Here is a 25,656-nt window from a genome sequence, read left to right as displayed (position 1 = left end):
TCCGTTGGGGTAAATCTGACCCTGTTTCTTGCCGGCGGTCGCTGCTCCCGCCCGTAACTGGAGGAGCGGAACTTCGAATATCCCATTGTCGCCACTGAGCGCAGCTTTGGTATGGTGCGATCGCACCATGGCCTTACGCTGGAAGCGTTGACGAATCGCAAGGTTCTAACTCGCGCTGGACCTCCATCCGCGCCCGACCCGGCGCTCGATCTTCGAGCAACGCCTTCGACTGGAAGTGCGACGACTCTACTTCACGGTATCTACTCCCTTCGCCCTATTCCGCCGGTTGTCGGTTAGGCCGAAGCAGCGTTATAAGCTTGCAGGGGTATTGCTGATGTCTCGACGGATTCTGCCTGTCTTCCTGTGCCTGGCGCTGCCTCTGGGAAGCGGCTGCGCGCGCAGCTATGACGGCACCGTCATCATTCCCAAGCCGCTCGATGTTCGCCGTTTCTGGGACAGGCCTTCGCCGCAGGCGCAAGCCGAACAGTCGCAACTGGAGACCGACGTCTTTCCAGTGGCGCCGCAAACGCCGAAAAGGCCGGCGGTGCGCAGGAGCGCGGCTTCCGTTGCAACGCCTCGGAGGAGGGTCACCAACAACCCGCCCATGCTGTCGCCGGAGCCGACGAAGCCTCTAACTTGCAAGAATGTCAGCGAGCCCGGCAAACGGGCCCGCATGGTCTGCGAATAACCAGCCGACGTCCGTCGATGCGTACGGCTCCAGGCCTTGAAGCGGCTATCCGGCCAGCCGTCTCGGAACATCGCCCGCCCTGGTCAGTCCGCCGGGAAAAAGGCCGGCCCGACCACTCTCACCGGCCGCGCGCCGATCGCTTTCTCGATCGACTGATGCTGGGCAATCCCTGGCACCTCGAAAACCGGCGTTTTTGCCCCTGCGAGAGCGGCACCGGCAGTTTCGATCCCGGATTCAGGAATTTCCGCGACGACGCCAAGATCCGGCTTTGCCGTCGGCAACGGAATGATGGCGTTGCTCATGTTGGCCGGTGTCACGGTTCGTGCCCTGAGCTCGGCGACGCGCCGGTAATAGCGCTTGACGTCGCAGGCCTTGAAGTTCGCGTCGTCGCGGTACCGGAACGCGGCAGGTAGCTCCACATAGGGTTTTCCCGACTCGAGCGCGACCATCTCCTCGGTCTCGCGAGTGGCGTCGCTCAGCGTATAGAGGTCGACGCCGGCATCGTCGCAGATGTAGCGACACTGATCGACCGTTTCCTTCAGATCGTCGCCCTTGGCGAACTGCGATTTTGGCGCGGGGAAGAAATATCCGTCCGACAAGCGAACGCAAAACAGCATCCGATTGCCGCCAATTGTTGTGCCTGCGGACTGGGCCTTGGGTGCCGTGCGTTGCTGCGCCGGCTGTTTCTTGGCAGCGGGGGCGGCGCAGCCCAGCGCGACAAACCTGGCCTTCAAACCGGACGTGTCCCTGCTCGAATTCGACAGTCTGGCGATCTGCCGTTGCACCTCCGCCTTGCTGCTGACCAGGTCGGCGCAGGGATTGAAGAAGAAGCCGGCCGTTTTCGCCGTGCATCTGCGTTGTCTCTCAAGCTTTTGAATCGCGGCGAGTTGCCGGCGCAGTTGGGCAAGCTCGGGGCTGGTCCCGCCGCTGCGCCCCGCCGAAAGCAATTGGCTCCTGATGGCACCGCAGCTATCCGCGTAGGAGAAGGATGTGCCGAGCGCAACGGCTATTGCCGACACCAGCATCAGAATCGTGAGGGGCCAGAAGCGTGTCACTGGAACGACCATTATCCTTGTTGCACCGAGAACAGGATTTCTTTGTCGACTATGGATAAGTACTAGCTAAATCAGTTTTTCCTAATTGAAGTAGATCAAACCGCCACCAGAGACTTTAGCTCTAGTGTATTAGATCCACTCGTGTAAATTCAATATTACATTTTTATTTCAAGATTGAGACGAACCGGCAGCAACGCCGGCGGACGCCCGCCACGGCGAAGTTTGATACGCGCGGCGGGTTCGGCATCGCGATCAATCCGGCGTTACCGGCCGGCCGTTGCTGAAACCTTAGCCCTGGGATCGGCGTTGAGCGGCCAAAGGAGGAGACCGCAAATGTCGATCCACTTCACTGTCGCGGACCTGACCAGGAATCTGTTCCATTCACTTGGGTTGGACCATGAACGCGCACCGAGGCCACTCGACCACGAGCAGGGGCTTTTGCTGGAGTGCTATCTTGCCGGCCAGATACCGGAATCGGCCTGGAGCGACTATGTCTTCGAGATGCCGGAACTGGCGCGACATGTCGAGGCGAGACGAAGGCGCCACTAAAGCGCATCGCGGTCGACCGGGCCTCATGCGACGCGCTTAGGTTCTTGTCTAATGCATGTCGTTGTCGCAAAACCGCTGCACACTTTTGCGCGACATGCATTAGGTCCCGAAAAGTGGAATCCGGTTGTCGGAAAAGATCAAGGCGAAGCCTTCACTCGCGGTGCAACCTGTTCTTGTTTGGGCGAGTTGAATTGCAGAGTGAACACCTTGCCCGGGATGCCTTGAGCCAGCGCCGGTGAAAAGCTCAACGGCAGGCAATGGTCCACGGCCGCGACCGCCGCGTCGACAAAAGCTTGGCGCGTCTTCTCCTCGCCGGAGACGCGGATGGCGGTCGGCTTGGGCCGGCCGATCAGCGTGCCATCGCGCCTGAAGCTGAAGCTCAGGGTGACGGTGGAATTCCCGGCATTCGCCGGAGGGGTCCAGCACGCCTGGATGGCAGCCCCGACCTCGGGCATGGTGTTGAGCGTCGCTGCATTCGATTGACCGGTTGCGCCCACCAGCATGGCGCCTGCAATCACCATCATTCCAGCAATGCTTTTCATGGCAGGGCCTCTGTCCTTGAACCGCCCTCGAGGACGGGACGAACTTCGATGGTAGGGCCGACAGCGGCGATGACAAGATGGCGGCGACGCGTTTCATCAGCCATGCAGGCGTCGTGAAACGCCGTCTGGCGCAACTTCGACAGGGGCTGAAATAAGCAAAAGGCCGGCGCGCAGCCGACCTTTGCTTTCCATCCGCGCCAGTACATCCGTGGTCGCGGGCTGGAGGTGGATTCAGTAGAAAGGGTTTAGGTTAACGAAACCTTAAGCTCCCCACATCGTGCAAACAGGGGAGATTAAGAAAATCCCCAGTTCATTACCGGCTCCTGCAGACGTGCGGACGACCGCTATTGGCTTGTGCCTCAGGCGTTGGCCTGCGACCGCACATAGGCGATATAGCCGCGCACGTCGGCGGCCGGGTCGGCATAGGCCTTGCCGAGCTTCTTCTCGATCGCCGCCATATAGTCTTTTGCCCATTGGGGCAGCGCGTAGTCGATGACGGCGAGGAACTCGAGCGTCGCCGCCAAACGGATGTCGGCGATCGACGGGTTCTTGCCGCCGATGAACGGCTTGCCGTTCCTGAAGAAGCTGTGAAACACCTCCAGCGGCTCGGCTATCGCTTCTATAGCGGCCTTCTGGGCTTCCGACTTCTTGTCGGGATGAGCGTCGCTGTGGCCGACCTCGCCGGCATATTGCGGAAAATTCAGTACAGGATATGTGGCGCGCGCCACATAGGGGTAGAGCGTGCCGATCAGGTAGAACATGGCGCTGTCGATCATTGCCCGCTTGGCCGGCGCCTTGGGATATAATTTCTCCAGCCCGTGCTTGTTGGCGAGATACTGCATGATGGCGCAGCTTTCCCACAAGACACCTCTCGGCAGGCCCTTGTCCTCGATCATCGGCGTAAGATGGGCCGGGTTTCGCGCCATATATTCGGGCGAGCGCGTGAGGCCCCAAACGTCGGTTTCGGAATGATCGAGCCCGGCGGCGCGTGCAAACACCCGAACGCTCATATTGTTGACGCTGGGCTTCAGCATGCTGAGCGTGAGCGCCGGCTTTTTCGCAGGCTTCGCCTTGGCCTTCGCGGGCTTTTTGCCGGAGACCTTCGTCGCCGGCTTTGCCACTTTCGCCGCTGACTTGGCGGCGGCTTTGGCCGCCGGCTTCGCTCCTGGTTTGGCTGCCTTGGCGGCGGGCTTTTTCGCACTCTTCGTTGCTGTCTTTGCCATTATGTCCTCCCTTTGTTTGGCGTGTCGTCAGTATGGATTTTTCGGTGCGCGATCCTCCGACAAGGTTGCGCGCAAGTGCTCGACAAGCGCCTGGATCGCATCGGCAAGGTGCACTTCGGCGATGTTGTAATCGCCGCGCGCGACGCGGATCTTGTGCGCCTGCATCAGCACGTCGGCATGGGTGAAGCCCGCCGGCGGCTCGAAACGGTAGGAGGCGAGCTCGATTAGCAGGCCGAGCGGATCCTCGAAGTAGATCGAATCCATGAAACCGCGATCCTTGACGCCGCTGTGCTTGATTTCACGCTTGTTGAGCCGGGCGACCGCCTGCAAGAAGGTGACGCGCGACACCGCGAAAGCGATGTGATGGACGCAGCCCGTATCGGTCGGCGTGCGCCGCTTGACCGGCGTGCGGCTCTCGTCGGTGAAGACGGTGATCAGCCGGCCGTCGCCCGGATCGAAATAGAGATGGCTTTCGCTTGGCTTGTCGAGGTTGGGCTGCTCGAAGATGAAAGGCATGCCGAGCACGCCCTCCCAGAAATCGATCGAGGTCTGACGTCCGGCGCCGACCAGCGTGATGTGATGGACGCCTTGCGATTGTAGTTTTTGCATCTGACTCCTCCCGGCCACGCCGTCTTGCCGCCGAACGGAAGTTCGGATGCCCAGTCGCGCTTGGATCGGCGCCCGGCATGTGACCGCGCCCGGCCTCGCTCGCCTGCGCTCCGCATTCCGCATCCTGCAGGAGTGCGGCCGGAGCTTTGATGAACGGATGCTAATTCAATCCGAGACGTTGCGCCAGAAGCGCTGAGTTTCAAGAACTCCACGCAGGCGCCAAGAGCGGCACCGGGATCGCGGACGCCTTCGCCGAGCTCGCTGAAACGATCCGTCGCCGGCAGCTGTAATGGTGCGGCGGCCCGCAGGTCGCTGGGTTTCCCGAGCGGCCGGTTTGGCGACGGCAGGTCAAAGGGGCCTCGTTGACGCATGCCGCGCCTGGTTCGGATTACGGGCATCCGTGGCCCTTAGATGAAAATCACATATTCTTCATCGGCACATCGGGATCGACATGTCCCCCATCGGCAGTGATCTTCAGCCTTGAGAGGTAGTGCTCCCATCCCCTTCGGTGGCTGTCACGCTCCTTTGCGTTCGGCAGTCCGCTGTGCGTGAAGCGGATCAGTGTCCCCGCATCCCTCGCGATCAGGTCGATCTCGACATGGCTGGAGCCGGGCGGCACTGTCTCGTTGTCTTCCCAGCCAAAACTGTAGGCAAGACGGTGGACCGGGATCACCTCGGTGAACTCACCGCGCGCCATATGGCGACCACCGACATTGACGAGGAACAGACCGCCCGGCGATGCATCCAAATTCGCTTCGGTCCCGATCCATCGCACGATCTGGTCCGGATCCGTCAAAAGCGCGAACACGGTCGCTTGTGGCGCGGCGACCTCAATTTCTGTGTAAACCGATTCCGCCATCGCTCACTCCAGGTCACATCCGCATCGAATGCCGTGCATGATTGAAGCGAATATGGGGAGTTGCAAGAAGATGTTCGAGGCGTAAGCATAAGCCGGAGCCGAGTGACCTTCTACCGATGCTTCTCGCAAAGTCGCTTTCATTCCTTCTGGACGACGCCGCGCATATTGGCGACGGTGGGCGACTTCTATTGCAGCTCTCAACGCATTTGCTGGAAGACGGCTTGCCGATCATCGCCGGCGCGCTGGCGCAGGATGCTCCCGACCCAATCATTTCACGCCGTATCTGGCTCTGGCGAGCTTCTGGGGGTGAAGTGGTCGAGGGTTTGGGGATAGGCGCCGACCGCCAGAATGCCGATCCCCGGCTCGTGCTGCGGGAGTGGCTTGGCACAACGCGGGCGATCGTGTTCGACGAGCGAGCGGGCGGTGTCGCACCGACTTTGGTGTGGGCGTTCGATCATACTCCGGATGAGGCGCAGTCAGAGCTGCTGCGGCAAATCTCCCGGTTTGCTGCGGCTCCGATGACCGCACTCGCAGAACGGTCCGCGAAACGCGCATTGCTCGAAGCATATTTGGGAAAGCGCAGTGCAGCACATGTGCTCAACGGTCATTCTCGTCGATTAAAGGGAGAGACGATACGGGCTGCGCTTCTGTGCGCGGACCTTCGAGGTTTCACCGATCTATCCGAGGTTCATGATGCAGACGAGATCGTATTGGTACTTGATGCCTGGTTCGATTGCGTCGCCGGCGCGGTGCACGCATTTGGTGGTGAGGTTCTCAAGTTTATAGGTGATGGCGTCCTCGCGATTTTCCCGATTGGCGAGCGCGATGCAAATGCCGCATGTGACGCTGCGGTACGCGCCGTGAAGGCCACGCGCGCCGGGATAGATCATCTCAACCAAACTCGGCGCCGCAATGGCGGCCCTGAGCTCGGATATGGCATTGGCCTGCATGTCGGCGAGATACTCTGGGGGAATATCGGCACTGCCGGCAGGTTGGACTTCACCGCGATCGGCAAGGCTGTAAATCTTGTCAGCCGCATCGAAGGGCTGTGCAAGCCGTTGGGACGGACGGTGCTCGCGTCGACAGTGTTCGAGGCAGAAACTACCGAGCGGATGATCGCCATGGGCAGTCATCCGCTCGGAGGAATAGCAGGCGCGCAAACACTTTTCGGCTTGCCGGAATAGATCGAATGGTTGAGCCCCGCCGTGGATGTGTCGTTCGCAGCATATCTTGGTATCGTGCGAAGCCATGACCGAGAGAAATTCGAACGGCAAAGAAGCTACGATACTGCAACTAAAGTATGGCGCGTTTAGAGCCCAGCCATGCGCGTCGCGCGCAGCTTCGCTGGCCGGTGCTAAGAGGGCCTTCCCGGCATCCACCCTTCGAGGGAGAGGCGCCTTCGCCGAGCTCGCCAAAACGATCCGCCGCCGGCAGCTGTAGCTCAGGTCGGCTCCAGGCAGTGCCGACCAGCGTGATGGACGCCTTGCGATTGTAGTTTCTGTATCTGGCTCCTCCCCGCGTGGCATCGACTGCCCTGTTCAGCGCGACGTTCTGCGCGCCGCTAACGCTGTGCCTCAAGACCCACGATGCAATGCTAATGCAATCGGCTCCGCTGCGCCAGAAGCGGCAATGAGCCAAACCCGCCGCGACTCAAGGCGATGGATCGGATTGATGGTTTGCCGAGAGCTTGGAGAGACTTGGTACGCCCAAGGGGAATCGAACCCCTGTTCCCGCCGTGAGAGGGCGGTGTCCTGACCGCTAGACGATGGGCGCGTTCAAGAACCGGCGATATAGGCTGACGGCTGGGAAAAAGCAACTAGGCTTACGGCTGCCGATCGCGCCGGTGAAATATCCGCTGCAAGCCTAGCGTTTTGGCTCGATCAGGTCCCAGAGATTTCCATAGAGATCGGCGAAAACCGCCACAGTGCCATAGGTCTCGTGCCGGGGCGCCTCGCGGAATTCGACGCCCTTTTCGAGCATCAACGCATGGTCACGGGCAAAATCGTCGGTTTCGAGGAACAAAAAGACCCGCCCGCCGGTCTGGTTGCCGACGGCGTGCTTTTGCGCATCGCCGGATGCCTCGGCGAGAAGCAGCCGCGCGCCCTGCCCGTTGCCCGGCGTGATCGTGACCCAGCGTTTGCCGCCGCCGAGATCGACATCTTCGGTGAGGACAAAACCCAGCCGGTCGACATACCACGAGATCGCCTCGTCATAATTTGCGACGACAAGCGCGACCGTGGCAATGCTGCGGTGTTCGGCAAAACCGGTCATTTGTTCCTGATCGAAAAACGCCCGACGATGCGGCGCTCGGTGATGTCATAAACGAAGATGGCGCGGCTGCCGTCGGGCAGCTCGGCGTCGATCGACAGGTGATTGCCGGACAGCGATTGGCTGATCACCCTGGCGCCGACCGGCAGCACGATGTCGCCGTTGACCGTTTCGCCGATCGGCACCTGGATGTCGCTGCTTAGCGGAGGGGCGGCAGGCGGCGCGTTGCGCGCTTTGTAGACAAGTGCTGCTATCACCACCATAAGGGCGAGGAACAGCAGGCCGAGATTGATGGCGACGAAGCGGACGAGCTTCCTCCGCACCTTTTCGACCTCGGGGTCGAGCGGCTTTTCCTCGTCTTCGTCGGCAAGCGGCCGGGCCATGGCAGCAGATTCCGGAACTGTTTTCGATGAGCGCTCATAACGAAGAGGTCAGACAATTAATAGGGGCCGGACCGATCGTGCTGGAGGCGGGCGCCGATGCGGCCGGCCAGCGGCTCGACCAATGGCTGGCGGCTAGGCTCGGCCCCGACATGTCGCGCAGCCGGGTACAGATGCTGATAAAGCAGGGCGCGGTCAGGATCGGCGGCAGGCAGGTCGACGAAACGAAGCGCAAGATGGCACAAGGTGACAGCGTGTCGGTCGACGTGCCGGAGCCGGAACCGGCGGCGCCGCAAGGCGAAGATATTGCGCTGGACGTCCTCTACGAGGACAGCGAGTTGATCGTCATCAACAAGCCGGCCGGGCTGGTCGTGCATCCCGGCGCCGGCAACTGGACCGGCACGCTGGTCAACGCGCTGATCCATCATTGCGGCGACAGCCTGTCGGGCATCGGCGGGGTGAGACGGCCGGGCATCGTCCACCGCCTCGACAAGGAGACCAGTGGCGTCATGGTCGTCGCCAAGACCGATCGCGCCCACAAGGCGTTGTCGGAGGCCTTTGCCGACCACGGCCTGACCGGCGATCTCGAGCGCGCGTATCTGGCGTTGGTCTGGGGCATACCGGCAAGGCCGACCGGGACGGTCGACGCGCCGCTCGGCCGCGCCGCCGACCGGGTACGCCGCGCCGTGGTGCCGCAAGGCCGCGACGATGCGCGCCACGCCGTCACGCATTTCACCGTCGTTGAGCGCTTTGGCGAGCAGCAGCAGGAATTCGCCACGGCGAGCCTGGTCGAATGCCGGCTGGAAACCGGTCGCACTCACCAGATACGCGTCCACATGGCCCATATCGGCCATCCGGTGATTGGCGACCCCGAATACGGCCAGGCTTTCCGCACCAAGGCCAATCGGTTGCCCGAGCCGCTAAGAAGCAAGGTAAAAACGTTTCCGCGACAAGCTTTGCACGCCCGCCTCCTTGCATTTCGGCATCCGGATACCCATCTAACGATGAGGTTCGAAGCACCGATACCGTGGGACATGGAGGAACTCGTCGACGGCTTCCGCAAGCTCTGAACCAACCACCTGAAAACCTGACCGGCGCTGTTCACTTCAACGTGACACACTGTTTCGTGTTGAACAAATGCCTGTCTTTCTGGTTTTGTTCCTATATATGTCGGTTGGTGCGAATGTGCCTTTGGCATTCGCGCCACATGCCCGCCGCGTTTCGGGGGCATCACTCCAATAGAGAGGGGGCGCTATCATGGCCCAGTCATTACCCAGTATCGTTTCCGGCGAAGGCGGTCTCAGCCGCTACCTGGAAGAAATCCGCCGCTTTCCGATGCTTCAGCCGCAGGAAGAGTACATGCTCGCCAAGCGCTATGCCGAGCATGAGGACACCACGGCTGCGCACAAGCTCGTCACCAGCCACCTTCGGCTCGTCGCCAAGATCGCCATGGGCTATCGCGGCTATGGCCTGCCGATCGGTGAGGTGATCTCGGAAGGCAATGTCGGCCTGATGCAGGCCGTCAAGAAATTCGAACCGGAGCGCGGTTTCCGTCTCGCCACCTATGCGATGTGGTGGATCAAGGCCTCGATCCAGGAATACATCCTGCGCTCGTGGAGCCTGGTCAAGATGGGCACCACCGCCAACCAGAAGCGCCTGTTCTTCAACCTGCGCAAGGTGAAGGGCAAGATCCAGGCGCTCGACGAAGGCGATTTGAAGCCCGATCAGATCACCGAGATTGCCACCCGGCTGAACGTCTCGGAAGCGGAAGTCGTGTCGATGAACCGTCGTCTGTCGGGCGACGCCTCGCTCAATGCGCCCATCCGGGCCAGTGAAGGCGAGTCCGGCGAATGGCAGGACTGGCTGGTCGACGACCACGAAAGCCAGGAAGAGATGCTGATCGAGCAGGACGAGTTGGAAAACCGGCGCGGCATGCTGTCGGGCGCTCTTGCCGTGCTCAACGACCGCGAACGCCGCATCTTCGAGGCGCGCCGCCTCGCCGATGAGCCGTTGACGCTTGAAGAGCTGTCGGCCGAGTTCGATATCAGCCGCGAGCGCGTGCGCCAGATCGAGGTGCGCGCCTTCGAGAAGGTGCAGGACGCGGTCAAGGCCGCAGCCAAGCGCCAGACGCAGGCGCTGCGCACCATCGAGGCGCAGCCGGCGGCGTAAGGCCTTCCGGTAGAAACAAATAACGGCGGCGTCAGGTAACTGGCGCCGCCGTTTTTTTCTAAAGCGCGTCGCGTTCGGCCGGCCTTGTGCGACGCGCTTTAGAGTCTTGTTTTTGTGCATGTCGTTATCGCAAAACCGCTGCACACTTTTGCGCGACATGCATTAGCGGGTTGCCGGTTCCGCGGCGCCTTCGCGGATGTCCGATCCGCCGCTATAACTGCTCAGTAGCCCCCAGACGATCGCATCGATAGCGGCATTACCGCAATTTTCCCCAAGCCCTGAAAACCGCAAGACTGCAAGCTGTGGCGGCAATGTTGCGGCGCCGACCGCGGCATTCCACAACCCGGCGCTCGCGGCAGGCGGCGCGACAACGAGCCGCCGGGGCTGCGCCGGGCAGTTGAGCTCGTTTATTGAAAACGAAAGGCAGTGTGACGATGACCATTTCTCCGTTTCTGGCCGCTCTCGGATCCGAAGGTCCGCCAGCCGACCGAGCGAAAGACATGGCCCTGTATGGATGGCTAATTGGAAGCTGGGAAATGGACTCGGTCCACTACCTCGACGACGGCACAATCCAGAAATGGGATGGCGAATGCCATTTTGGCTGGGTGCTCGAAGGCCGCGCGATTCAGGACGTTTGGATCAGGCCCAAGCGCCCTGCGCCGTCGACGATGTATGGTACGACCTTGCGCATCTTCGACCCTGGGATCGATGGCTGGCATATCATATGGAACGACCCGCTCAACCGGGATCACTCGCGCCAGATCGGGCGGGCCGAGGGTAAGGACATTGTCCAGCTCGGCAATGACTCGCGCGGTCTGCAAACTCGATGGCGTTTCACTGAGATCACTGCCACCAGCTTCCATTGGATCGGCGAGGAAAGATCTTCCGAGAGCGATCCTTGGCAAATCACGTATGAACATTTAGCCCGCCGAACAAAACCCTGACGCTGGACTGGCTGGCGTCTGCGCCGCTCCTCATCCGGCTGCCGACGCGGTCCCCGTATGGATCATCGGATTCAAACATTGCAAAAATCGACTCAGGATCAATAACTTGGATGACCATCGCGGGACGATGAGCGCAGCGCCGAGTCTGAACGGCATTGTAGTGGCAGCGACCCATCTCCTCACAGGCAATCGAGCGGAAATTTCAGATAGCGCCGCCCGTTGGATTCCGGTTCCGGCAGGCGTCCGCCATTCATATTGACCTGCAGCGCGTGCAGGATCAGCCGCGGCATCGGCAACGTCCTGTCGCGGGCTTGGCGGAGCGCGACGAAGTCGGCTTCCGTCTTGCAGCCGGCAACATGGATGTTGCCGGCTTTCTGCTCCGCCACCGTGCTTTCCCACCGCGCTTCGCGGTCACCCGGCTGGTAGTCGTGACCGACGAACAGACGTGTCTCGTCCGGCAGCGCCAGGATGTCCTCGATCGAACGCCAGAGCCGCTCGGCGCTGCCGCCGGGAAAGTCTGTCCTGGCGGTGCCGCTGTCCGGCATGAACAGCGTGTCGTGGATGAAGGCGGCGTCGGCGATGACGTAAGTTATCGAGGCCAGTGTGTGGCCCGGCGAAAACAGCACTCTTGCCGGAAGGCCGCCGACCGAAAAAGTTGCGCCGTCGGCGAACAGCCTGTCCCATTGCGAACCGTCGGCGGGGAATTCCGGCCAGTTGTAGATCACCTTCCACAATTTCTGGACGTCGATGACCTTTTCGCCGATTGCCGTCGGCGCTCCGGTTCTCCCCCTCAGATAATGGGCGGCGGAGAAATGATCGGCATGCGGATGCGTGTCGAGGATCCACTCGACCTCCAGCCCGCTTTCCCTGACGAAGTCGAGCAGGGCGTCGGCGTTTTTCGTTGCCGTTGCACCGGACCTTTCGTCGAAGTCGAGCACCGGATCGATGATGGCGCATTTGCGGGTCGCCATGTCGGCGACCACATACTGGACGGACCCGCTCGGCTTGTCATAGAAGCCGGTGACCTGCGACCTGGCCGATAATGCGTCCAATCCCAGCCCCCCTTGATCCTCACCGTGGCAGGAATGACTTTCTCTGCCACGGCAAATGAAAGGCATGGTTGTCCGTCAACCAGGCGCCGTCAAGCACCCCACACTCACACGACCAGGAAAACCGAAAATTCTCCGTGCCGCCTCTGCCTGCTCAGGCGGAAGGCTGCTTGGTTTTCCTGAGATATGGCAGGATCGTCTCGTAGGCGCCGAAGCGCTTGATGGCATCCTCATTCGAGACGGCAGCGGTGATGATGACGTCCTCGCCCTGCTTCCAGTTCGCCGGCGTCGCCACCTGGTGCTTGGCGGTCAGCTGCATGGAATCGATGGCGCGCAGGATTTCGTCGAAGTTGCGGCCGGTCGTCATCGGATAGGTGAGAACCAGCTTGATCTTCTTGTCGGGCCCGATGACGTAAACCGAACGCACCGTGGCATTGTCGGCGGGCGTGCGGCCTTCCGAGCTCTCGCCGGCACCCGCCGGCAGCATCTCGTAAAGCTTGGCGACCTTGAGATCCTTGTCGCCGATCAGCGGGTAGTTCACCGAATGACCGGTCGCGGTCTTGATGTCATTCTGCCACTTTTCATGGCTTTGGACGGGATCGACCGAGATGCCGATGATCTTGACGTTGCGCTTCCTGAACTCGCCTTCGAGCCCGGCCATCGTGCCGAGTTCGGTCGTGCAAACCGGCGTAAAGTTCTTCGGATGGCTGAACAATACTGCCCAGCCGTCGCCGATCCATTCATGGAAGCTGATCGGTCCTTGCGTGGTCTCAGCGGTGAAGTCCGGTGCGATATCGTTGATACGAAGGCTCATAGCGTGTCCCTACCCTGTGAGTGCAGATCGCAGCCGGCGTTGACCGGCGCTGCTTTTGCCTTTCTATCACTCCGGCGTCATCCTTCAAATGCCTGTTGCGCCGGCATCAAGGCCGGCGGCGAAATATTTTCATTGCTTCTCGGCAAATGCCGCAGGAATTTTCGCTGCGCTGGCTCAGGCCTTGTTCACTGCCAGCGTCGTCGCCAGGTCTTCCATGCGCTGGGCCAGCGCGCCGAGCGCCCCGGTCAGCGCGGAATCGTTCTTGTCGGCCTTGGTCAGTGCATCGTCGCGCGTCTTGCGCAGCGTCAGCACTTCGCTTTCCATGCCCTTGACCCGCTTCTGCAGTTCCGAAAGCTCGTCCATGACCATGATGCCGGCCATCACGGTCAGCCGCTGGTCGCCGATCTCGCCAAAAGAATCCTTCAGATGCGAGACATAGCGGTCGAAGCGCTCGGCAAGATCGATCAGATGCTCTTCCTGGCCCTCGTCGCAGGCCATCCGATACTGCTTGCCGTCGATGGAAACCGTGACTTGTGCCATTGGCCTACCTGTCCAGTACCGCGCGGATGGTTTCCATGGCTGTCACCAGCCTTCGCGACACTTCCTTGTTGGCATCTTCCAGCCGTTCGGCGCGAGCTTCGGAATTGTCGAGCTCCTGCGCCAGCCGCGAGCGGTCGGCGTTCATCCGCTGCACTTCGGCCTCGGCTTCCGAATAGTCCCGCTCGTGCTCGAGCTTGGCCGCGACGGCGTTTTCCAGCCCTTCGATGGCCTTACCCAGCCTGGCAATGACTTCCTTGAGGGTCGTTTCCCCGGTCATGGCTTTCGTCCTGCGCCCTGCCCATCACCGAATCATCCACGTTCAGAACGCGTTATCCCTGAAACATTACGCGTCGTGTGAACCGCACGTCAATAAAGCTGTCGCGACTGTCCCCTGCTAACGCTAATGTAAGTCGCGCATGGCCATCACAAGACCGGCAAAAGCACACCGATTTGTTGACTAAAAGGCCGCGCCTGCTATGTGTCGCGCACCCTTTTCAAGGGCTTTCCCAAGGCCCAAACCCCCATTTTGGAGGAAGCATGACTTCGCGCGAACAACATGACCGGATGGCCAATGCGATCCGTTTTCTCGCCATGGACGCTGTGGAGAAGGCAAACTCCGGCCATCCCGGATTGCCCATGGGCTGCGCCGACATCGCCACGGTGCTGTTCACCCGCTTTCTCAAATACGATCCGAAGAACCCGCATTGGCCGGACCGCGATCGCTTTATCCTGTCGGCCGGCCACGGCTCGATGCTGCTTTACTCGCTGCTCTATCTGACCGGCTACGAAGACATCACCATCGACCAGATCAAGCAGTTCCGCCAATTGGGGTCGAGGACCGCGGGTCACCCGGAATACGGCCATGCCGCCGGCATCGAGACGACGACCGGCCCACTCGGCCAGGGCCTCGCCAATTCTGTCGGCTTCGCGCTCGGCGAGCGCATCATGAATGCCGCTTTCGGCAATGATCTCGTCGACCACTACACCTATGTGCTGGCCGGTGACGGCTGCCTGATGGAAGGCGTATCCCAGGAAGCCATTGCGCTTGCCGGACATCTGAAGCTGAACAAGCTGATCGTCTTCTGGGACAACAACAACATCTCGATCGATGGCCCGGTGTCGCTGGCCGACAACACCGACCAAGTCGCCCGCTTCCAGGCGTCCGGCTGGAATGCCAGCCATATCGACGGCCAGGACCCGGAAGCGATCGCCTATGCCATCGAAGCGGCCCGCCACTCCGACAAGCCGACGATGATTGCCTGCAAGACGACGATCGGCTTCGGCGCGCCGACCAAGGCCGGCACCAACAAGGCGCACGGCTCGCCGCTCGGCGCCGAGGAAATCGCCGGCGCCAGAAAATTCTTCGGCTGGGATTCGCCGCCCTTCGAGGTCCCGGCCGACATCGTCGACGCATGGCGTACCGCCGGGCGGACCAGCGTCAAGGCGCGCACCGACTGGGAAAGCCGGCTTGCCAAGGCTGATGCCCAATTGCGCGCAGAGTTCGAACGCCGCATCAGTGGCACGCTGCCAGCCAACTTCGACGCCGTCATTGGCGATTACAAGAAAAAGCTCGCCGCCGACAAGCCGAAGGTCGCCACCCGTAAGTCATCGGAAATGGCGCTGGAGGTCATCAACGGCGCCGTGCCCGAAACCATCGGCGGCTCGGCCGATTTGACCGGCTCCAACAACACCAAGACCAGCCAGACCAAGAACATCACCGCCGACGATTACGGCCAGCGCTACGTTCATTACGGCGTTCGCGAGCACGGCATGGCGGCCGCGCTCAACGGGCTGACATTGCATGGCGGCATTATCGCCTATGGCGGCACTTTCATGTGCTTTTCCGATTATGCCCGTCCGGCGATGCGGCTTGCTTCGCTGATGGGCATCCGCTCGATCTTCGTCATGACCCATGATTCCATCGGCCTTGGCGAAGACGGCCCGACCCATCAGCCGGTCGAGCATCTGGCAGCACTTCGCGCCATTCCGAACCACAATGTCTTACGCCCGGCCGACGCGGTGGAAACCGCGGAATGCTGGCAGTTGGCCATTGAGTCGGAAAAGACGCCTTCGACATTGGCGCTGACCCGGCAGAACCTGCCGACGGTACGCAACGACTTCGTTGCGGAAAACCTCTCCAGCCGCGGCGCCTATGAACTTGCCGCCGCCAGTGGCGAGGCGGCGGTGACGATCTTCGCTTCGGGCTCCGAGGTCGAGATCGCGCTGGCCGCCCGCGAGGCCTTGGAAAAGCACGGCCACGCGACCCGCGTCGTCTCGGTGCCGTGTTTCGAATTGTTCGACAAGCAGAGCGCCGACTATCGCAGCAGGACGATCGGCAATGCGCCGCTCAAGATTGCCATCGAAGCCGGCATCCGTCAGGGCTGGGATCACTTCATCGGCACCGACGGCATCTTTGTCGGCATGACCGGCTTCGGCGCCTCCGGCACCATCGAACAGCTCTACCCGCATTTCGGCATCACAGCCGAGGCAACGGTGAAGGCGGCGGAAGCCCGTCTGCATGGCAAATGAAAGTGAGCCCCGCCCGGCAAAGGCTGGCATAGCGGTTTTGCCGGGCGGTGGAGCACTAATCGATTTAAATCCACGCCTCGGCGGCTGGATTCTTTGCCCGTCCGCCGTTATGAAGCTGCGGACTTGATCTTCGGCCTCCAACTCCCAGGGAGAGAACAATGACCGTCAGAGTTGCCATCAACGGATTCGGCCGCATCGGCCGCAACATCCTGCGCGCCATCCATGAATCCGGCCGCAAGGATATCGACGTCGTCGCGGTCAACGATCTCGGCCCGGTCGAGACCAACGCGCATCTGCTGCGCTTCGACAGCGTGCATGGCCGCTTTCCGCACGAGGTGACGGTTGACGGCGACCAGATCATCGTCGGCAAGGAAAAATTCAAGGTCACCGCGATCAAGGATCCGACACAACTGCCCTGGAAGGAGCTTGGCATCGACATCGCGCTCGAATGCACCGGCATCTTCACCGCCCGCGACAAGGCCGTCGCCCATCTGACCGCCGGTGCCAAGCGCGTTCTCGTCTCCGCTCCGGCAGAGGGCGCCGATCTCACCGTCGTCTATGGCATCAATCACGACAAGCTGACCAAGGACCACATCGTCATCTCGAACGCCTCCTGCACCACCAACTGCCTGGCGCCGCTGGCGGCCGTGCTGAATGAGGCGGTCGGCATCGAAAAGGGCATGATGACGACGATCCATTCCTACACCGGCGACCAGCCGACGCTGGACACCATGCACAAGGACCTCTACCGCGCCCGCGCCGCCGCGCTGTCGCAGATTCCGACCTCGACCGGTGCTGCCAAGGCCATCGGCCTGGTACTGCCCGAGCTCAAGGGCAAGCTCGACGGCATCTCCATCCGCGTGCCGACCCCGAACGTCTCGCTCGTCGATTTCAAGTTCATCGCCAAGCGGCCGACCACCGTCCAGGAGATCAATGACGCGGTGATCGCCGCCTCGAACGGCAAGCTGAAGGGCATCCTCGCCGTTACCCGTCACCCCAATGTTTCGATCGACTTCAACCATGATCCGCATTCCTCGATCGTGGCGCTCGACCAGACCAAGGTCATGGACGGCAACTTCGTTTCGGTGCTGTCGTGGTACGACAATGAGTGGGGCTTTTCCAACCGCATGGGCGATACCGCCGTCGCCTTCGGCAAGACCATCGCCTGATCGCAGAGCCAGCTTCTCGACCTGGAGACGCCCGGCTCAGTCCGGGCGTTTTTCATTGCAGCACGAACCGCCGAGGCACGCTCCGCTGCTCGGGGGTGCCAAAACTTTCGACGATCGGCAGCGTGGGGCAAAAAGCCACGCTGCTGCCTTGCAGCGGCCATGTCTTCGCCCCACTCTCCCGTGATGCCGGAGCATATCGACTAGGGGCGACCAACGAATGGAGCATGGTATCTATCTTGTGACGCTCGTTGGCGCAGCACTTGTCGTTGCCGCCGCGTTTTCAAGCCTGATCGCCTTCCGTTTCGGCGCCCCTCTCCTGCTGCTGTTTCTCTGCATCGGCCTCGCCACCGGAACCGACGGTCTCGGCATCCATTTCGACAATGCCCGAGTTGCTTATTTTGCCGGCTCATTGGCGCTGGCGGTCATCCTTTTCGATTCCGGCTTCGGCACGCCGCTCAACGCCTTGCGGCAGGCGGCCGGGCCGGCGCTGTCGCTGGCCACATTCGGCGTCCTTTTGACCACCGGGCTCTTCGGCGCCGCCGCCTATTATCTGCTCGACCTGACCTGGCTGGAATCCTTCCTGCTCGGTGCCGCCGTCGCCTCGACCGACGCCGCGGCGGTGTTCTTCCTGCTGCGCGCCGGCGAGATCAATTTGCGCGAGCGCGTGCGGTCCACGCTCGAGGTGGAATCCGGCACAAATGACCCGATCGCCATCTTCCTGACCATCACGCTGGTCGAGGTCATCGCCGCCAATACCCACCCCGAGGCCAAGGTGCTGGTCACCGATCTTGCCGTCGGCTTCCTTGTCAACATGGGGCTCGGCGCGGTCATCGGCATTCTCGGCGGCATGGCCATCGTGCGCCTTGTCGATCGCCTCAATCTCGATCACGGCCTGCTGCCGATCTTCGTGCTGACGCTGTCGCTTATGGTGTTCGCTGCCGCCGGTGCCGTCGGCGGCTCCGGCTTCCTGGCGGTCTATCTCGCAGGCCTGATTGCCGGCAATTCCGATATCCGGGCCGTCACCATCCTCAAGCGCTTCCAGGACGGCATGTCGTGGCTGGCGCAGATCATCATGTTCCTGATCCTCGGCCTGTTCGCGACGCCTTCGCAATTTCCGGCGATCCTGGTGCCGGCAGTGCTGCTCGGCCTGTTCCTGGTATTTGTGGCACGGCCAATCGCCGTCTGGCTCTGCCTGGTGCCGTTCCGTCTGCCACGCCCGGAAGTCGCCTTCGTCTCGTGGGTTGGCCTGCGTGGTGCCGTGTCGATCCTGCTTGCCATCACGCCGCTGCTCGGCGGTCTTGAGAACGGCCGCCTCATCTTCAACACTGCCTTCATCATCGTGCTGGTCTCGCTGATCATCCAGGGATGGACCGTCGGGCCGCTGGCGCGCCGTCTCGGCCTTATCGTGCCGGCCCGCCTGGGACCGCTCGACAAGGTCGAATTGGAACTGCCGGGCTCCGCCCATCATGAGCTTCTCGCCTACCGCGTGGCACCTGGCAGCCCGGTGGCGCGCGGCGAACGCATTCCGCGCTGGGCGCGGCCGTCGCTGGTGCTGCGCGACGGACGCTCGATGCGCTTCCAGGATATGGGCCGGCTCGCGGCCGGCGACCATGTCTACATCTTCGTGCCGGACCGCTATCCGCGCCTGCTCGACAAGCTGTTCGCCAGCCGTGCCGTGGTCGATCCCGAGGACGCGGATTTCTTCGGGGCCTTCGCCGTCGATCCGTCACGCCCCGCCGAGGAACTGGAGACCGCCTACGCGCCGGGCCTGACCGAAGCGGAACGCAAGCTCAGCATTGGCGACCTGGTCACTACCCGGCTCGGCGGCCACGCCGAATACGCCGACCGCGTGCTGCTCGGTCCGATCGAGCTGATCGTCCGCGACGTCGACGACAAGGGCAGGATCACCGGCCTTGGCCTGTCCTTTGAGCCGACCGCGCCGGTGGCGCGCGTTCCGGTGTTCCTCAGCGCCGGCGAAATCCGCGACCGCATCGCCGCCTTCATCCGCAACCGGCGCAAGCCGGCCGAGGCGCAGGCGGTCGAGGCGGCGGCCGAGATGGAACCGGTTCCGCAGCCAGTGGTGGAAAAGACAACTGGCGAAGGCTGACCGCTGTCCACCCGAGCCGCGGAACCCTGCCGCGAGGCTGAAGAATGGCTCGGCAACTGGTATGGCGGGTCCATGTGGTCCGACATCGCCGGAAATGATCCCGATCGGCCGGTTGCGAGGGCGTCCGGCCGATCAGTCGCCAATTCTCCGGCGCGCCATAGGGAGCGCTTTTAATTGTTGCGGGCCGCTACGAACTGCGCCGCTTGTTTCAGAAGCGCGGCTTGTGCGCCAAAAGGCTCGAGCAGCGCATGAGCCTGGTCAACGAGGCCATGGAGCTGGCCCCGCGCCCAGCCCGGTCCGTGCAGCGCGACCAGCGTCGCCTTGCCGGCCGCGGCATCCTTGCCGGTCGCCTTGCCCATCTGATGCGCGTCGGCGGTCAGGTCGAGCAGATCGTCGGCAAGCTGAAAGGCAAGCCCGATCGCCGAGCCGAACTCGGCCAGCCTTTCGCGGTCGCCCGACGGCGCGCCGGCAAGGATAGCGCCCGCTTCGCAGGCAAAGCGGATCAGCGCACCGGTTTTCATCGCCTGAAGCCGGATGATGCCGGCCTCGTCCGGCCGGCTTTGTTCGGCTTCGAGATCGAGCATCTGGCCGCCGACCATGCTTCCCGCCCCGGCGGCGCGGGCCAGTGCCAGCACCAGCGTTGCCCTGCGCTCGGCCGGCAGCATTGTCGCCTCGTCGGCAAGGATGTCGAAGGCAAGTGTCAGCAAGGCGTCGCCCGCAAGAATGGCGGTCGCCTCATCGAAAGCCCTGTGCACGGTCGGCTGGCCGCGGCGCAAATCGTCGTCGTCCATGGCCGGCAGATCGTCATGGATGAGCGAATAGCAGTGCACGCATTCGAGCGCCGCCGCGACGCGCAGCGCCGCCTCGCCGTCGGCTGAAAACAGTGCAGCACTTTCCATGACCAGGAAGGGACGCAGTCGTTTGCCGCCGTTCAGCACGCCATGTCGCATTGCCGCCATCAGGCGTTCGGGCCGCGCGACCTCGCCCGAAAGCGTCCGTCCGTCGAGCAACCGCCTCAGCAGCGCCTCGAGCGGAACTGCCCGGGCAATAAGTGCAGCTTCGAACGCCATTTGATCGTCTTTCGTCATGGTCGGGAGCGGTAGCCGACACTCAGACGTTGCGCAAGAAGCCAAGCGCCATTATGCCGGGGGCAGGGAGTAGCGCGGACTGGGTGGCTTGGCGGAACCGATCGTCGATCACGAAACCGAAGGGTTGGACATGGCGAGACCGAGACGCGGCAGCCGCATCGGTCTTCAACGCTGGGTCCGGCGCGGCATCGCCGTCGCCGTCGTGCTGGCGCTGGTGCCGGTGGTGCTGACCTTCCTGTACCTGCCGACATTCGTGCATCCGGTGTCGACATTGATGCTGAAGGACCTGGCGACGTTTTCTGGCTACGATCGGCGCTGGGTTTCCATCGACGATGTGGCGCCGGTGCTGGCATATTCGGTCATCATGTCGGAGGACGGGCAGTTCTGTTTCCATCGCGGCGTCGATCTGGGCGAGTTGCGCGGCGTCGTCGACGATGCGCTCGCCGGCGAGATGACACGTGGCGCCTCGACCATCACCATGCAGACGGTAAAGAATCTTTATCTATGGTCGCGGCCGTTGGGCTCGGTCCGTAAGGTCGTGGAACTGCCGCTGGCCGTCTATTTCGATGCGGTGCTGTCGAAACGGCGGATCATGGAGATCTACCTCAACATCGCCGAATGGGGACCGGGCATCTACGGTATCGAGGCCGCCGCCCAGCATCATTTCGGCGTCTCGGCAAAACAGCTGTCGCGCCGGCAGGCAGCGCTGCTTGCCGTCACCTTGCCGAATCCGATCGTGCGCAATCCGGCGAAGCCCGGGCCGGGACTGAGGCGGCTTGCCGCGTTGATCGAACGGCGCGCCGGCCGCGCCGGCGCCTATGTCGGTTGCCTGCGATAGTGTCAAAAAAAAACACGGCGACGCTGGCCAAAACGCCGTCGGGCGTGTATAGGCACCCGACTTTCTCAGATTCCGGCCCCTGATGTGGCCCTTTCACGAGGGCCGCCGGGGCGTTTTGACCATGTAGTGGAGCATATCCATGGCCGTTCCGAAACGAAAAACCTCTCCGTCGAAGCGCGGCATGCGCCGTTCTGCCGACGCACTGAAGGCCCCGACCTATGTCGAGGACAAGAACTCCGGCGAGATGCGCCGTCCGCACCATATCGACCTGAAGACCGGCATGTATCGCGGTCGCCAGGTTCTGGAGCCGAAGGAAAGCTGAGAGAGCTTTCGACGGTTTATGGGTTGCGAAACGACCGGCCATTGGCCGGTCTTTTTGCGTTGGCGACAACTGATCGTATCAGCCGGGCCTGACATTGTTGTTTCACGCCGTCTTTGTCCGTGTTTATCGGCCGCACGAAAATTCTTGACGGCGAACGCCGGGCGCACTCTACAAAGATCAGTCCAACCGGAGCCGCCACATGTTCGGTGCCATCCCGCTGCTGATCGTGCCTTTCATCCTCTACAATCTCGGGCTTCTGGGAATATTCGGCAGCGGCGACGATCCGTGGGCCACCGAAATGTTTTCGGTCCGGATGATGTCGGGTGGCGTGTTCTCGATGACCCTCGGCGACCTCATCGTGCTGATCGCACTGATCTTCTTGTTCGTCGAAGTGGTGAAGTCGACGCGCACGACAAATGCCTCGATCATGGACCATCTTTTGTCGACCTTCGTCTTTGTGGCCTATCTGGTCGAGTTCCTGCTGGTGAAGGGCGCCGCCCATTCCGTTTTCTTCACACTGATGGTCATAGCGCTGATCGACGTGCTGGCCGGCTTTTCGGTGTCGATGCGGTCGGCCACCCGCGACATCAATATGAGTTAAGGATCCCGACTCAGCCCGGGTCAGCGGAGAAGCCAGCCGCCTCGACACCGGCGATGGCTGCCGTTTCATCATTGTCGGACGTGTCGCCGGAAATACCGATGGCGCCGATGATCGTGCCGGCGTTGTCACGGATCAGCACGCCGCCGACGACCGGCAGGACGCGCCCGCCCGACACGTCGGAGACGCCGGCGATCAGATGCGGGCGCTCCTTGGCGAAAGCTTCCACCCGGCGCGAGCCCATTCCGATAGCGAGCGCGCCATAGGCCTTGCCGGCCGACATTTGCGGACGCAGGAACGAGGCGCCGTCCTGACGCTGGAACGCGACCAGATGGGCGCCGGCGTCGAGCACCGAGACGCCAAGCGGCCTGAGCTTGAGCTCGGCACCCTTGGCAAAGGCGGCGGCGATGATTTCAAGGGCTTTGTCGAGCGTCAGTGCGGTCATGGCCGTCTCCTAAACGCGCCAGTTATCAACCGGCAGAACAGACTCCGAGTGAACTGTTTCGCGTGCGAAAGGAAGCATGCATTCTGGAAGCGCCGGCCTATTTCTTCTTGGCGCGAGGCTTCTTCACCGGGGCCGGAGGCGCATTGGCCAGGTCTTCCGCTTCCTTGGCGAGGCGCAGCGCCCGCAGCTTGTTGGTCTTGGCTTGGCGAGCGTCGCTCTCGGCGACATATTCCGCCATCGCCTTCTGGCGAACCGTGGCTGCCTCTTCCTGTTTCTTGAAACGCAAATCGGCCCGCGCACGGGCAGTGTCCTTAGAGTTCTCGACCAAGAGCGTTATCCAATCCGTAAATTATCTTCAGTCCCTTGATAGCAGAGCCAGCCCGCAATTGGGAAAATAAGTTGGTCATGGCGCCGGATCGCAGCCAACTCGCTCAGCCTTGCGGGCGACTACCGCATCGTATCCGGCCTGCAAAGTCGCGCGGACGGTGGGTCCAGATGGGGCGGGAGACGCACCCAGATGCTCGTGGCGCAACTCGTTCATGAACTTATCCCACATCGGCGGGCCGCCTTTTTCCAGAAGCTCGGCACGGATAGAGAGCTCTTCGCTGACCGGCAGCCAGACGCGGCCCCAGGCGCCGAGATGCGCCAGGATTGGCACCAGCGTAATCGCCATTTCGGTCAGGCTGTAGATCGCCTTTTGCTTGTGGGAGGGATCGTCTGCCTTGGTCAGCATGCCGAGCTCCATCAGCCGCTTCAGCCGGTCGGCGAGGATGTTGGAGGCGATGCCCTCCATCGAGCCGTTGAGCAGTTCGCGAAAGTGGCGTCTGCCGCCGAAGATGATGTCGCGAAGGATGATCAGGCTCCACCGGTCACCGAACACTTCGAGCGACAGGTTGATGGGGCATCCGGACCGACGATCGATGTTCATGCGAATCTCCAAAAACCGGTTGCATTATCGTACCGGTTTTAATATCGTGCAACTGATTGCAAAATGCAATCGGATTGGAAGCCCAAGGAGGAAAGCCATGAAAAACGCCGAAGACCCCGAAATCGCATCCCAGACGTTCGGCGATCCGGCCCATCCGGCGGTGTTGTTGATCATGGGCGCGATGGCTTCCATGCTTTGGTGGCCCGAAGCGTTTTGCCGGAAGCTGGCCGGCGAGGGTCGCTTCGTGATCCGCTATGACAATCGCGATACCGGCCGTTCGACCAAATACGCGCCGGGCGAGCCGCCTTATACATTCGACGACATGGTGGACGATGCCGTCCGCGTCCTTGACGACCAGGGAATCCGAAAGGCGCACGTGGTCGGCATGTCGATGGGCGGCATGATCGCGCAGCTCGTTGCGTTGAAATACCCGTCGCGTGTCACTTCGCTGACGGTGATCAGCAGCTCGCCCTTGGGCATCGATACGTCGCATTTGCCCGGAACCACCGAGGCCTATAGGAAACATTCGGCCGAAGGCGCGAAGGTCGACTGGTCTGACCGTGGCCAAGCGGTCGATTTCATGGTCAAAAACGCGCGTGCGCTCGCCGGCACCGCGCATCCGTTCGATGAGGCGCGGACGAGAGCGTTCGTGGAACAGGACTACGACCGGTCCGGCGGCTTTCTCAGCGCGACCAATCACTTCATGCTCAAGGGCGGCGAAGATCGGAGCGGCGAGGACTGGACGGGGCGGCTGCACGAGATGAAGATTCCGCTCCTCGTTGTCCACGGCACCGACGATCCGATCTTTCCAGCCGAGCATGGCGCCGCTCTTGCCGACGCGGTCGCCGGTGCAAGACTGGTCCGGATCGAGGGCGGCGGCCACGAGCTGCATCCCGACGATTGGGCCGCGATCATCGATGCGATCGTCGCCCACAGCCGGGCCACGTAGCAGCGGGCCGAACCTTGACACCGGATGCCCGCGAGACGAAGCACCAAAGATAGGAGCAAAATGTCCCTGACGATGCATCTTCACCCGCTGGCCTCCTTCTGCTGGAAACCGCTGATCGCGCTCTATGAGAACGGCACGCCATTCACATCGGTCGTCGTCGATCTCGGCAATGAACAGTCGCGCGCGGCGTTCCTGAAATTGTGGCCGGCCGGCAAGATGCCGGTGCTGCGCGATGAGGCGCTGGACCGGACCGTGCCGGAATCGACGATCGTCGTCGAATATCTCAACGCGTATTATCCCGGACCGGTCGAGCTGATCCCCGGCGATCTCGATCTCGCCCGTCAGACCCGGCTTGCCGACCGCATCTATGACTTCTACGTCCAGGAACCGATGCAGAAGATCGTTGGTGACCGGCTGCGGCCGGAGGGCAAGACCGATCCGTTCGGCGTCGAGCAGGCCCGCGCCCAGCTGCGCAGCTCCTACGCCATCATTGAACAGGACATGCAGTCGACGACATGGGCGGTGGGTGCGAGCTTCACCATGGCCGACTGCGCTGCCGCCCCCGCGCTGTTCTACGCCAACAAGGTCGAGCCGTTCGGAGACGAATATCCTGCGGTCAGGCGCTATCACGACCGGTTGCTGCAACGCCCCTCGGTTGCCCGTGTGATCGAGGAAGCGCAGCCGTATTTCAAGCTCTTCCCCTACAACAATGGCTAGAGTGGTTCATCGTTCACGGAAACGCCGAACCGCTCTATCTCTTTGTTTTTGCGCAATTCCGTACGGAAAACCGTTTCACACTTTTCCTGGAATTGCTTGTCTTATGACTTTCGCTGCCGAATGGGTCAGAAAGGAACGCTGAGAGAGGGTAGCCGCCCTCCCTCAGCGGCGAGGGTCGGATCGGTGGAATTGCTGACCGTTTGACGGGTCGAGCTAGAGTCGGATCGCCCTCGTCTTTCCCTTGAGGCCTGAACGGATACCCGGAGTTCGGCTCCGA

At 61.9% G+C, this 25,656-nt stretch carries 29 protein-coding genes and 1 tRNA gene; 14 read left to right on the top strand and 16 right to left on the bottom strand.

The features are described 5' to 3' along the window. Nucleotides 1-334: 334 nt before the first annotated feature. Nucleotides 335-688, top strand: coding sequence for a hypothetical protein (locus NKJ55_RS18655; protein ID WP_352451139.1), 354 nt, complete (start codon nucleotides 335-337; stop codon nucleotides 686-688). A gap of 83 nt (nucleotides 689-771) precedes the next feature. Here the strand turns inward: NKJ55_RS18655 and NKJ55_RS18650 are convergent, their stop codons facing one another. After that, on the bottom strand, nucleotides 772-1,743 hold the full coding sequence (locus tag NKJ55_RS18650; RefSeq protein WP_352451138.1) for a DUF2865 domain-containing protein: 972 nt from the start codon (nucleotides 1,741-1,743) through the stop codon (nucleotides 772-774). A gap of 333 nt (nucleotides 1,744-2,076) precedes the next feature. On the opposite strand from NKJ55_RS18650, the gene NKJ55_RS18645 reads away from it, so the two are divergent. Further along, complete coding sequence (locus NKJ55_RS18645) at nucleotides 2,077-2,292, top strand: hypothetical protein (RefSeq protein ID WP_352451137.1); 216 nt, start codon at nucleotides 2,077-2,079, stop codon at nucleotides 2,290-2,292. Nucleotides 2,293-2,429: 137 nt separating this feature from the next. On the opposite strand, the gene tolA is transcribed toward NKJ55_RS18645, so the two are convergent. The 4 genes from tolA to NKJ55_RS18625 form a co-directional block, all read right to left on the bottom strand. Beyond that, a complete protein-coding gene (gene tolA, locus NKJ55_RS18640; RefSeq protein WP_352451136.1) occupies nucleotides 2,430-2,795 on the bottom strand; it encodes a cell envelope integrity protein TolA in 366 nt (121 codons plus the stop codon). A 398-nt stretch (nucleotides 2,796-3,193) separates the two neighbouring features. Then, a complete protein-coding gene (locus NKJ55_RS18635) occupies nucleotides 3,194-4,057 on the bottom strand; it encodes a glutathione S-transferase family protein (protein WP_352451135.1) in 864 nt (287 codons plus the stop codon). 27 nt (nucleotides 4,058-4,084) lie between these two features. Next, nucleotides 4,085-4,666 (bottom strand): VOC family protein, encoded by a 582-nt coding sequence (locus tag NKJ55_RS18630; protein WP_352451134.1) that lies wholly within the window; start codon nucleotides 4,664-4,666, stop codon nucleotides 4,085-4,087. Between the two features lie 418 nt (nucleotides 4,667-5,084). Further along, entirely contained in the window at nucleotides 5,085-5,525 is a 441-nt protein-coding gene (locus NKJ55_RS18625; protein ID WP_023678521.1) for an SRPBCC family protein, read from the bottom strand. 116 nt (nucleotides 5,526-5,641) lie between these two features. Between NKJ55_RS18625 and NKJ55_RS18620 the strand changes: the two genes are divergently transcribed. Continuing rightward, complete coding sequence (locus NKJ55_RS18620; protein ID WP_031212146.1) at nucleotides 5,642-6,709, top strand: adenylate/guanylate cyclase domain-containing protein; 1,068 nt, start codon at nucleotides 5,642-5,644, stop codon at nucleotides 6,707-6,709. Between the two features lie 514 nt (nucleotides 6,710-7,223). On the opposite strand, the gene NKJ55_RS18615 is transcribed toward NKJ55_RS18620, so the two are convergent. The 3 genes from NKJ55_RS18615 to NKJ55_RS18605 all read right to left on the bottom strand — a co-directional run bounded on the left by NKJ55_RS18615 (nucleotide 7,224) and on the right by NKJ55_RS18605 (nucleotide 8,176). Then, nucleotides 7,224-7,298 (bottom strand) — tRNA-Glu (locus NKJ55_RS18615). A gap of 90 nt (nucleotides 7,299-7,388) precedes the next feature. Then, entirely contained in the window at nucleotides 7,389-7,796 is a 408-nt protein-coding gene (locus NKJ55_RS18610) for a VOC family protein (RefSeq protein ID WP_023678517.1), read from the bottom strand. Next, nucleotides 7,793-8,176 (bottom strand): hypothetical protein, encoded by a 384-nt coding sequence (locus NKJ55_RS18605; protein WP_023678516.1) that lies wholly within the window; start codon nucleotides 8,174-8,176, stop codon nucleotides 7,793-7,795. Before NKJ55_RS18605 ends, NKJ55_RS18610 begins: the two co-directional genes overlap by 4 nt. A gap of 26 nt (nucleotides 8,177-8,202) precedes the next feature. Between NKJ55_RS18605 and NKJ55_RS18600 the strand changes: the two genes are divergently transcribed. The 3 genes from NKJ55_RS18600 to NKJ55_RS18590 all read left to right on the top strand — a co-directional run bounded on the left by NKJ55_RS18600 (nucleotide 8,203) and on the right by NKJ55_RS18590 (nucleotide 11,286). Then, the gene (locus NKJ55_RS18600; RefSeq protein ID WP_352451133.1) at nucleotides 8,203-9,243 is read left to right on the top strand and encodes an RluA family pseudouridine synthase; all 1,041 of its coding nucleotides are present in this window, start codon (nucleotides 8,203-8,205) and stop codon (nucleotides 9,241-9,243) included. A gap of 187 nt (nucleotides 9,244-9,430) precedes the next feature. After that, a complete protein-coding gene (gene rpoH, locus NKJ55_RS18595; RefSeq protein ID WP_023678514.1) occupies nucleotides 9,431-10,342 on the top strand; it encodes an RNA polymerase sigma factor RpoH in 912 nt (303 codons plus the stop codon). A gap of 434 nt (nucleotides 10,343-10,776) precedes the next feature. After that, nucleotides 10,777-11,286, top strand: a complete 510-nt coding sequence (locus NKJ55_RS18590; protein ID WP_031212145.1) for a hypothetical protein — start codon at nucleotides 10,777-10,779, stop codon at nucleotides 11,284-11,286. A gap of 179 nt (nucleotides 11,287-11,465) precedes the next feature. On the opposite strand, the gene NKJ55_RS18585 is transcribed toward NKJ55_RS18590, so the two are convergent. From NKJ55_RS18585 to NKJ55_RS18570, 4 genes are all read right to left on the bottom strand, one after another. Further along, the gene (locus NKJ55_RS18585) at nucleotides 11,466-12,338 is read right to left on the bottom strand and encodes an MBL fold metallo-hydrolase (RefSeq protein WP_352451132.1); all 873 of its coding nucleotides are present in this window, start codon (nucleotides 12,336-12,338) and stop codon (nucleotides 11,466-11,468) included. Between the two features lie 151 nt (nucleotides 12,339-12,489). Next, nucleotides 12,490-13,149, bottom strand: a complete 660-nt coding sequence (locus tag NKJ55_RS18580) for a peroxiredoxin (protein WP_023678511.1) — start codon at nucleotides 13,147-13,149, stop codon at nucleotides 12,490-12,492. Between the two features lie 174 nt (nucleotides 13,150-13,323). Then, nucleotides 13,324-13,689, bottom strand: a complete 366-nt coding sequence (locus NKJ55_RS18575; RefSeq protein WP_023678510.1) for a cell division protein ZapA — start codon at nucleotides 13,687-13,689, stop codon at nucleotides 13,324-13,326. Nucleotides 13,690-13,693: 4 nt separating this feature from the next. Further along, on the bottom strand, nucleotides 13,694-13,966 hold the full coding sequence (locus NKJ55_RS18570; protein ID WP_006200774.1) for a DUF4164 domain-containing protein: 273 nt from the start codon (nucleotides 13,964-13,966) through the stop codon (nucleotides 13,694-13,696). A gap of 260 nt (nucleotides 13,967-14,226) precedes the next feature. Here NKJ55_RS18570 and tkt point away from each other — a divergent pair, with 260 nt between their 5' ends. The 3 genes from tkt (at nucleotide 14,227) to NKJ55_RS18555 (ending at nucleotide 19,494) form a co-directional block, all read left to right on the top strand. Continuing rightward, nucleotides 14,227-16,218, top strand: a complete 1,992-nt coding sequence (tkt, locus tag NKJ55_RS18565) for a transketolase (RefSeq protein ID WP_352451131.1) — start codon at nucleotides 14,227-14,229, stop codon at nucleotides 16,216-16,218. Between the two features lie 158 nt (nucleotides 16,219-16,376). Continuing rightward, nucleotides 16,377-17,387: a type I glyceraldehyde-3-phosphate dehydrogenase gene (gap, locus tag NKJ55_RS18560; RefSeq protein ID WP_023678507.1), complete on the top strand. Its 1,011-nt coding sequence runs from the start codon at nucleotides 16,377-16,379 to the stop codon at nucleotides 17,385-17,387. Nucleotides 17,388-17,604: 217 nt separating this feature from the next. Continuing rightward, the gene (locus NKJ55_RS18555; protein ID WP_352451130.1) at nucleotides 17,605-19,494 is read left to right on the top strand and encodes a potassium/proton antiporter; all 1,890 of its coding nucleotides are present in this window, start codon (nucleotides 17,605-17,607) and stop codon (nucleotides 19,492-19,494) included. A 170-nt stretch (nucleotides 19,495-19,664) separates the two neighbouring features. On the opposite strand, the gene NKJ55_RS18550 is transcribed toward NKJ55_RS18555, so the two are convergent. Then, the gene (locus NKJ55_RS18550; RefSeq protein WP_352451129.1) at nucleotides 19,665-20,582 is read right to left on the bottom strand and encodes a polyprenyl synthetase family protein; all 918 of its coding nucleotides are present in this window, start codon (nucleotides 20,580-20,582) and stop codon (nucleotides 19,665-19,667) included. Between the two features lie 79 nt (nucleotides 20,583-20,661). On the opposite strand from NKJ55_RS18550, the gene NKJ55_RS18545 reads away from it, so the two are divergent. The 3 genes from NKJ55_RS18545 to NKJ55_RS18535 all read left to right on the top strand — a co-directional run bounded on the left by NKJ55_RS18545 (nucleotide 20,662) and on the right by NKJ55_RS18535 (nucleotide 22,343). After that, nucleotides 20,662-21,420: a biosynthetic peptidoglycan transglycosylase gene (locus NKJ55_RS18545; protein WP_031212144.1), complete on the top strand. Its 759-nt coding sequence runs from the start codon at nucleotides 20,662-20,664 to the stop codon at nucleotides 21,418-21,420. Nucleotides 21,421-21,559: 139 nt separating this feature from the next. Continuing rightward, nucleotides 21,560-21,742 carry a 50S ribosomal protein L32 gene (gene rpmF / locus NKJ55_RS18540; RefSeq protein ID WP_006203806.1) on the top strand — a complete coding sequence of 61 codons (183 nt, stop codon included), beginning with the start codon at nucleotides 21,560-21,562 and terminating at the stop codon, nucleotides 21,740-21,742. 199 nt (nucleotides 21,743-21,941) lie between these two features. Then, nucleotides 21,942-22,343, top strand: coding sequence for a hypothetical protein (locus tag NKJ55_RS18535; RefSeq protein WP_023678503.1), 402 nt, complete (start codon nucleotides 21,942-21,944; stop codon nucleotides 22,341-22,343). A 10-nt stretch (nucleotides 22,344-22,353) separates the two neighbouring features. Here NKJ55_RS18535 and NKJ55_RS18530 read toward each other — a convergent pair whose 3' ends face one another. From NKJ55_RS18530 to NKJ55_RS18520, 3 genes are all read right to left on the bottom strand, one after another. After that, nucleotides 22,354-22,785: a GlcG/HbpS family heme-binding protein gene (locus tag NKJ55_RS18530; RefSeq protein WP_352451128.1), complete on the bottom strand. Its 432-nt coding sequence runs from the start codon at nucleotides 22,783-22,785 to the stop codon at nucleotides 22,354-22,356. Between the two features lie 97 nt (nucleotides 22,786-22,882). Next, nucleotides 22,883-23,113 carry a hypothetical protein gene (locus tag NKJ55_RS18525; RefSeq protein ID WP_023678501.1) on the bottom strand — a complete coding sequence of 77 codons (231 nt, stop codon included), beginning with the start codon at nucleotides 23,111-23,113 and terminating at the stop codon, nucleotides 22,883-22,885. Between the two features lie 75 nt (nucleotides 23,114-23,188). Next, a complete protein-coding gene (locus tag NKJ55_RS18520) occupies nucleotides 23,189-23,713 on the bottom strand; it encodes a winged helix-turn-helix transcriptional regulator (RefSeq protein ID WP_352451127.1) in 525 nt (174 codons plus the stop codon). A 97-nt stretch (nucleotides 23,714-23,810) separates the two neighbouring features. On the opposite strand from NKJ55_RS18520, the gene NKJ55_RS18515 reads away from it, so the two are divergent. Both NKJ55_RS18515 and NKJ55_RS18510 read left to right on the top strand, forming a co-directional pair. After that, nucleotides 23,811-24,662 (top strand): alpha/beta fold hydrolase, encoded by an 852-nt coding sequence (locus NKJ55_RS18515; protein WP_352451126.1) that lies wholly within the window; start codon nucleotides 23,811-23,813, stop codon nucleotides 24,660-24,662. Nucleotides 24,663-24,722: 60 nt separating this feature from the next. Beyond that, a complete protein-coding gene (locus tag NKJ55_RS18510; RefSeq protein WP_352451125.1) occupies nucleotides 24,723-25,379 on the top strand; it encodes a glutathione S-transferase family protein in 657 nt (218 codons plus the stop codon). The last annotated feature ends 277 nt before the right edge of the window (nucleotides 25,380-25,656 follow it).

It is taken from the genome of Mesorhizobium sp. M0106, from assembly GCF_040322715.1.
GTDB lineage: Bacteria > Pseudomonadota > Alphaproteobacteria > Rhizobiales > Rhizobiaceae > Mesorhizobium.
Note: the sequence above shows the minus strand (reverse complement) of the source record. Positions and strands in the feature narration are given on the sequence as shown.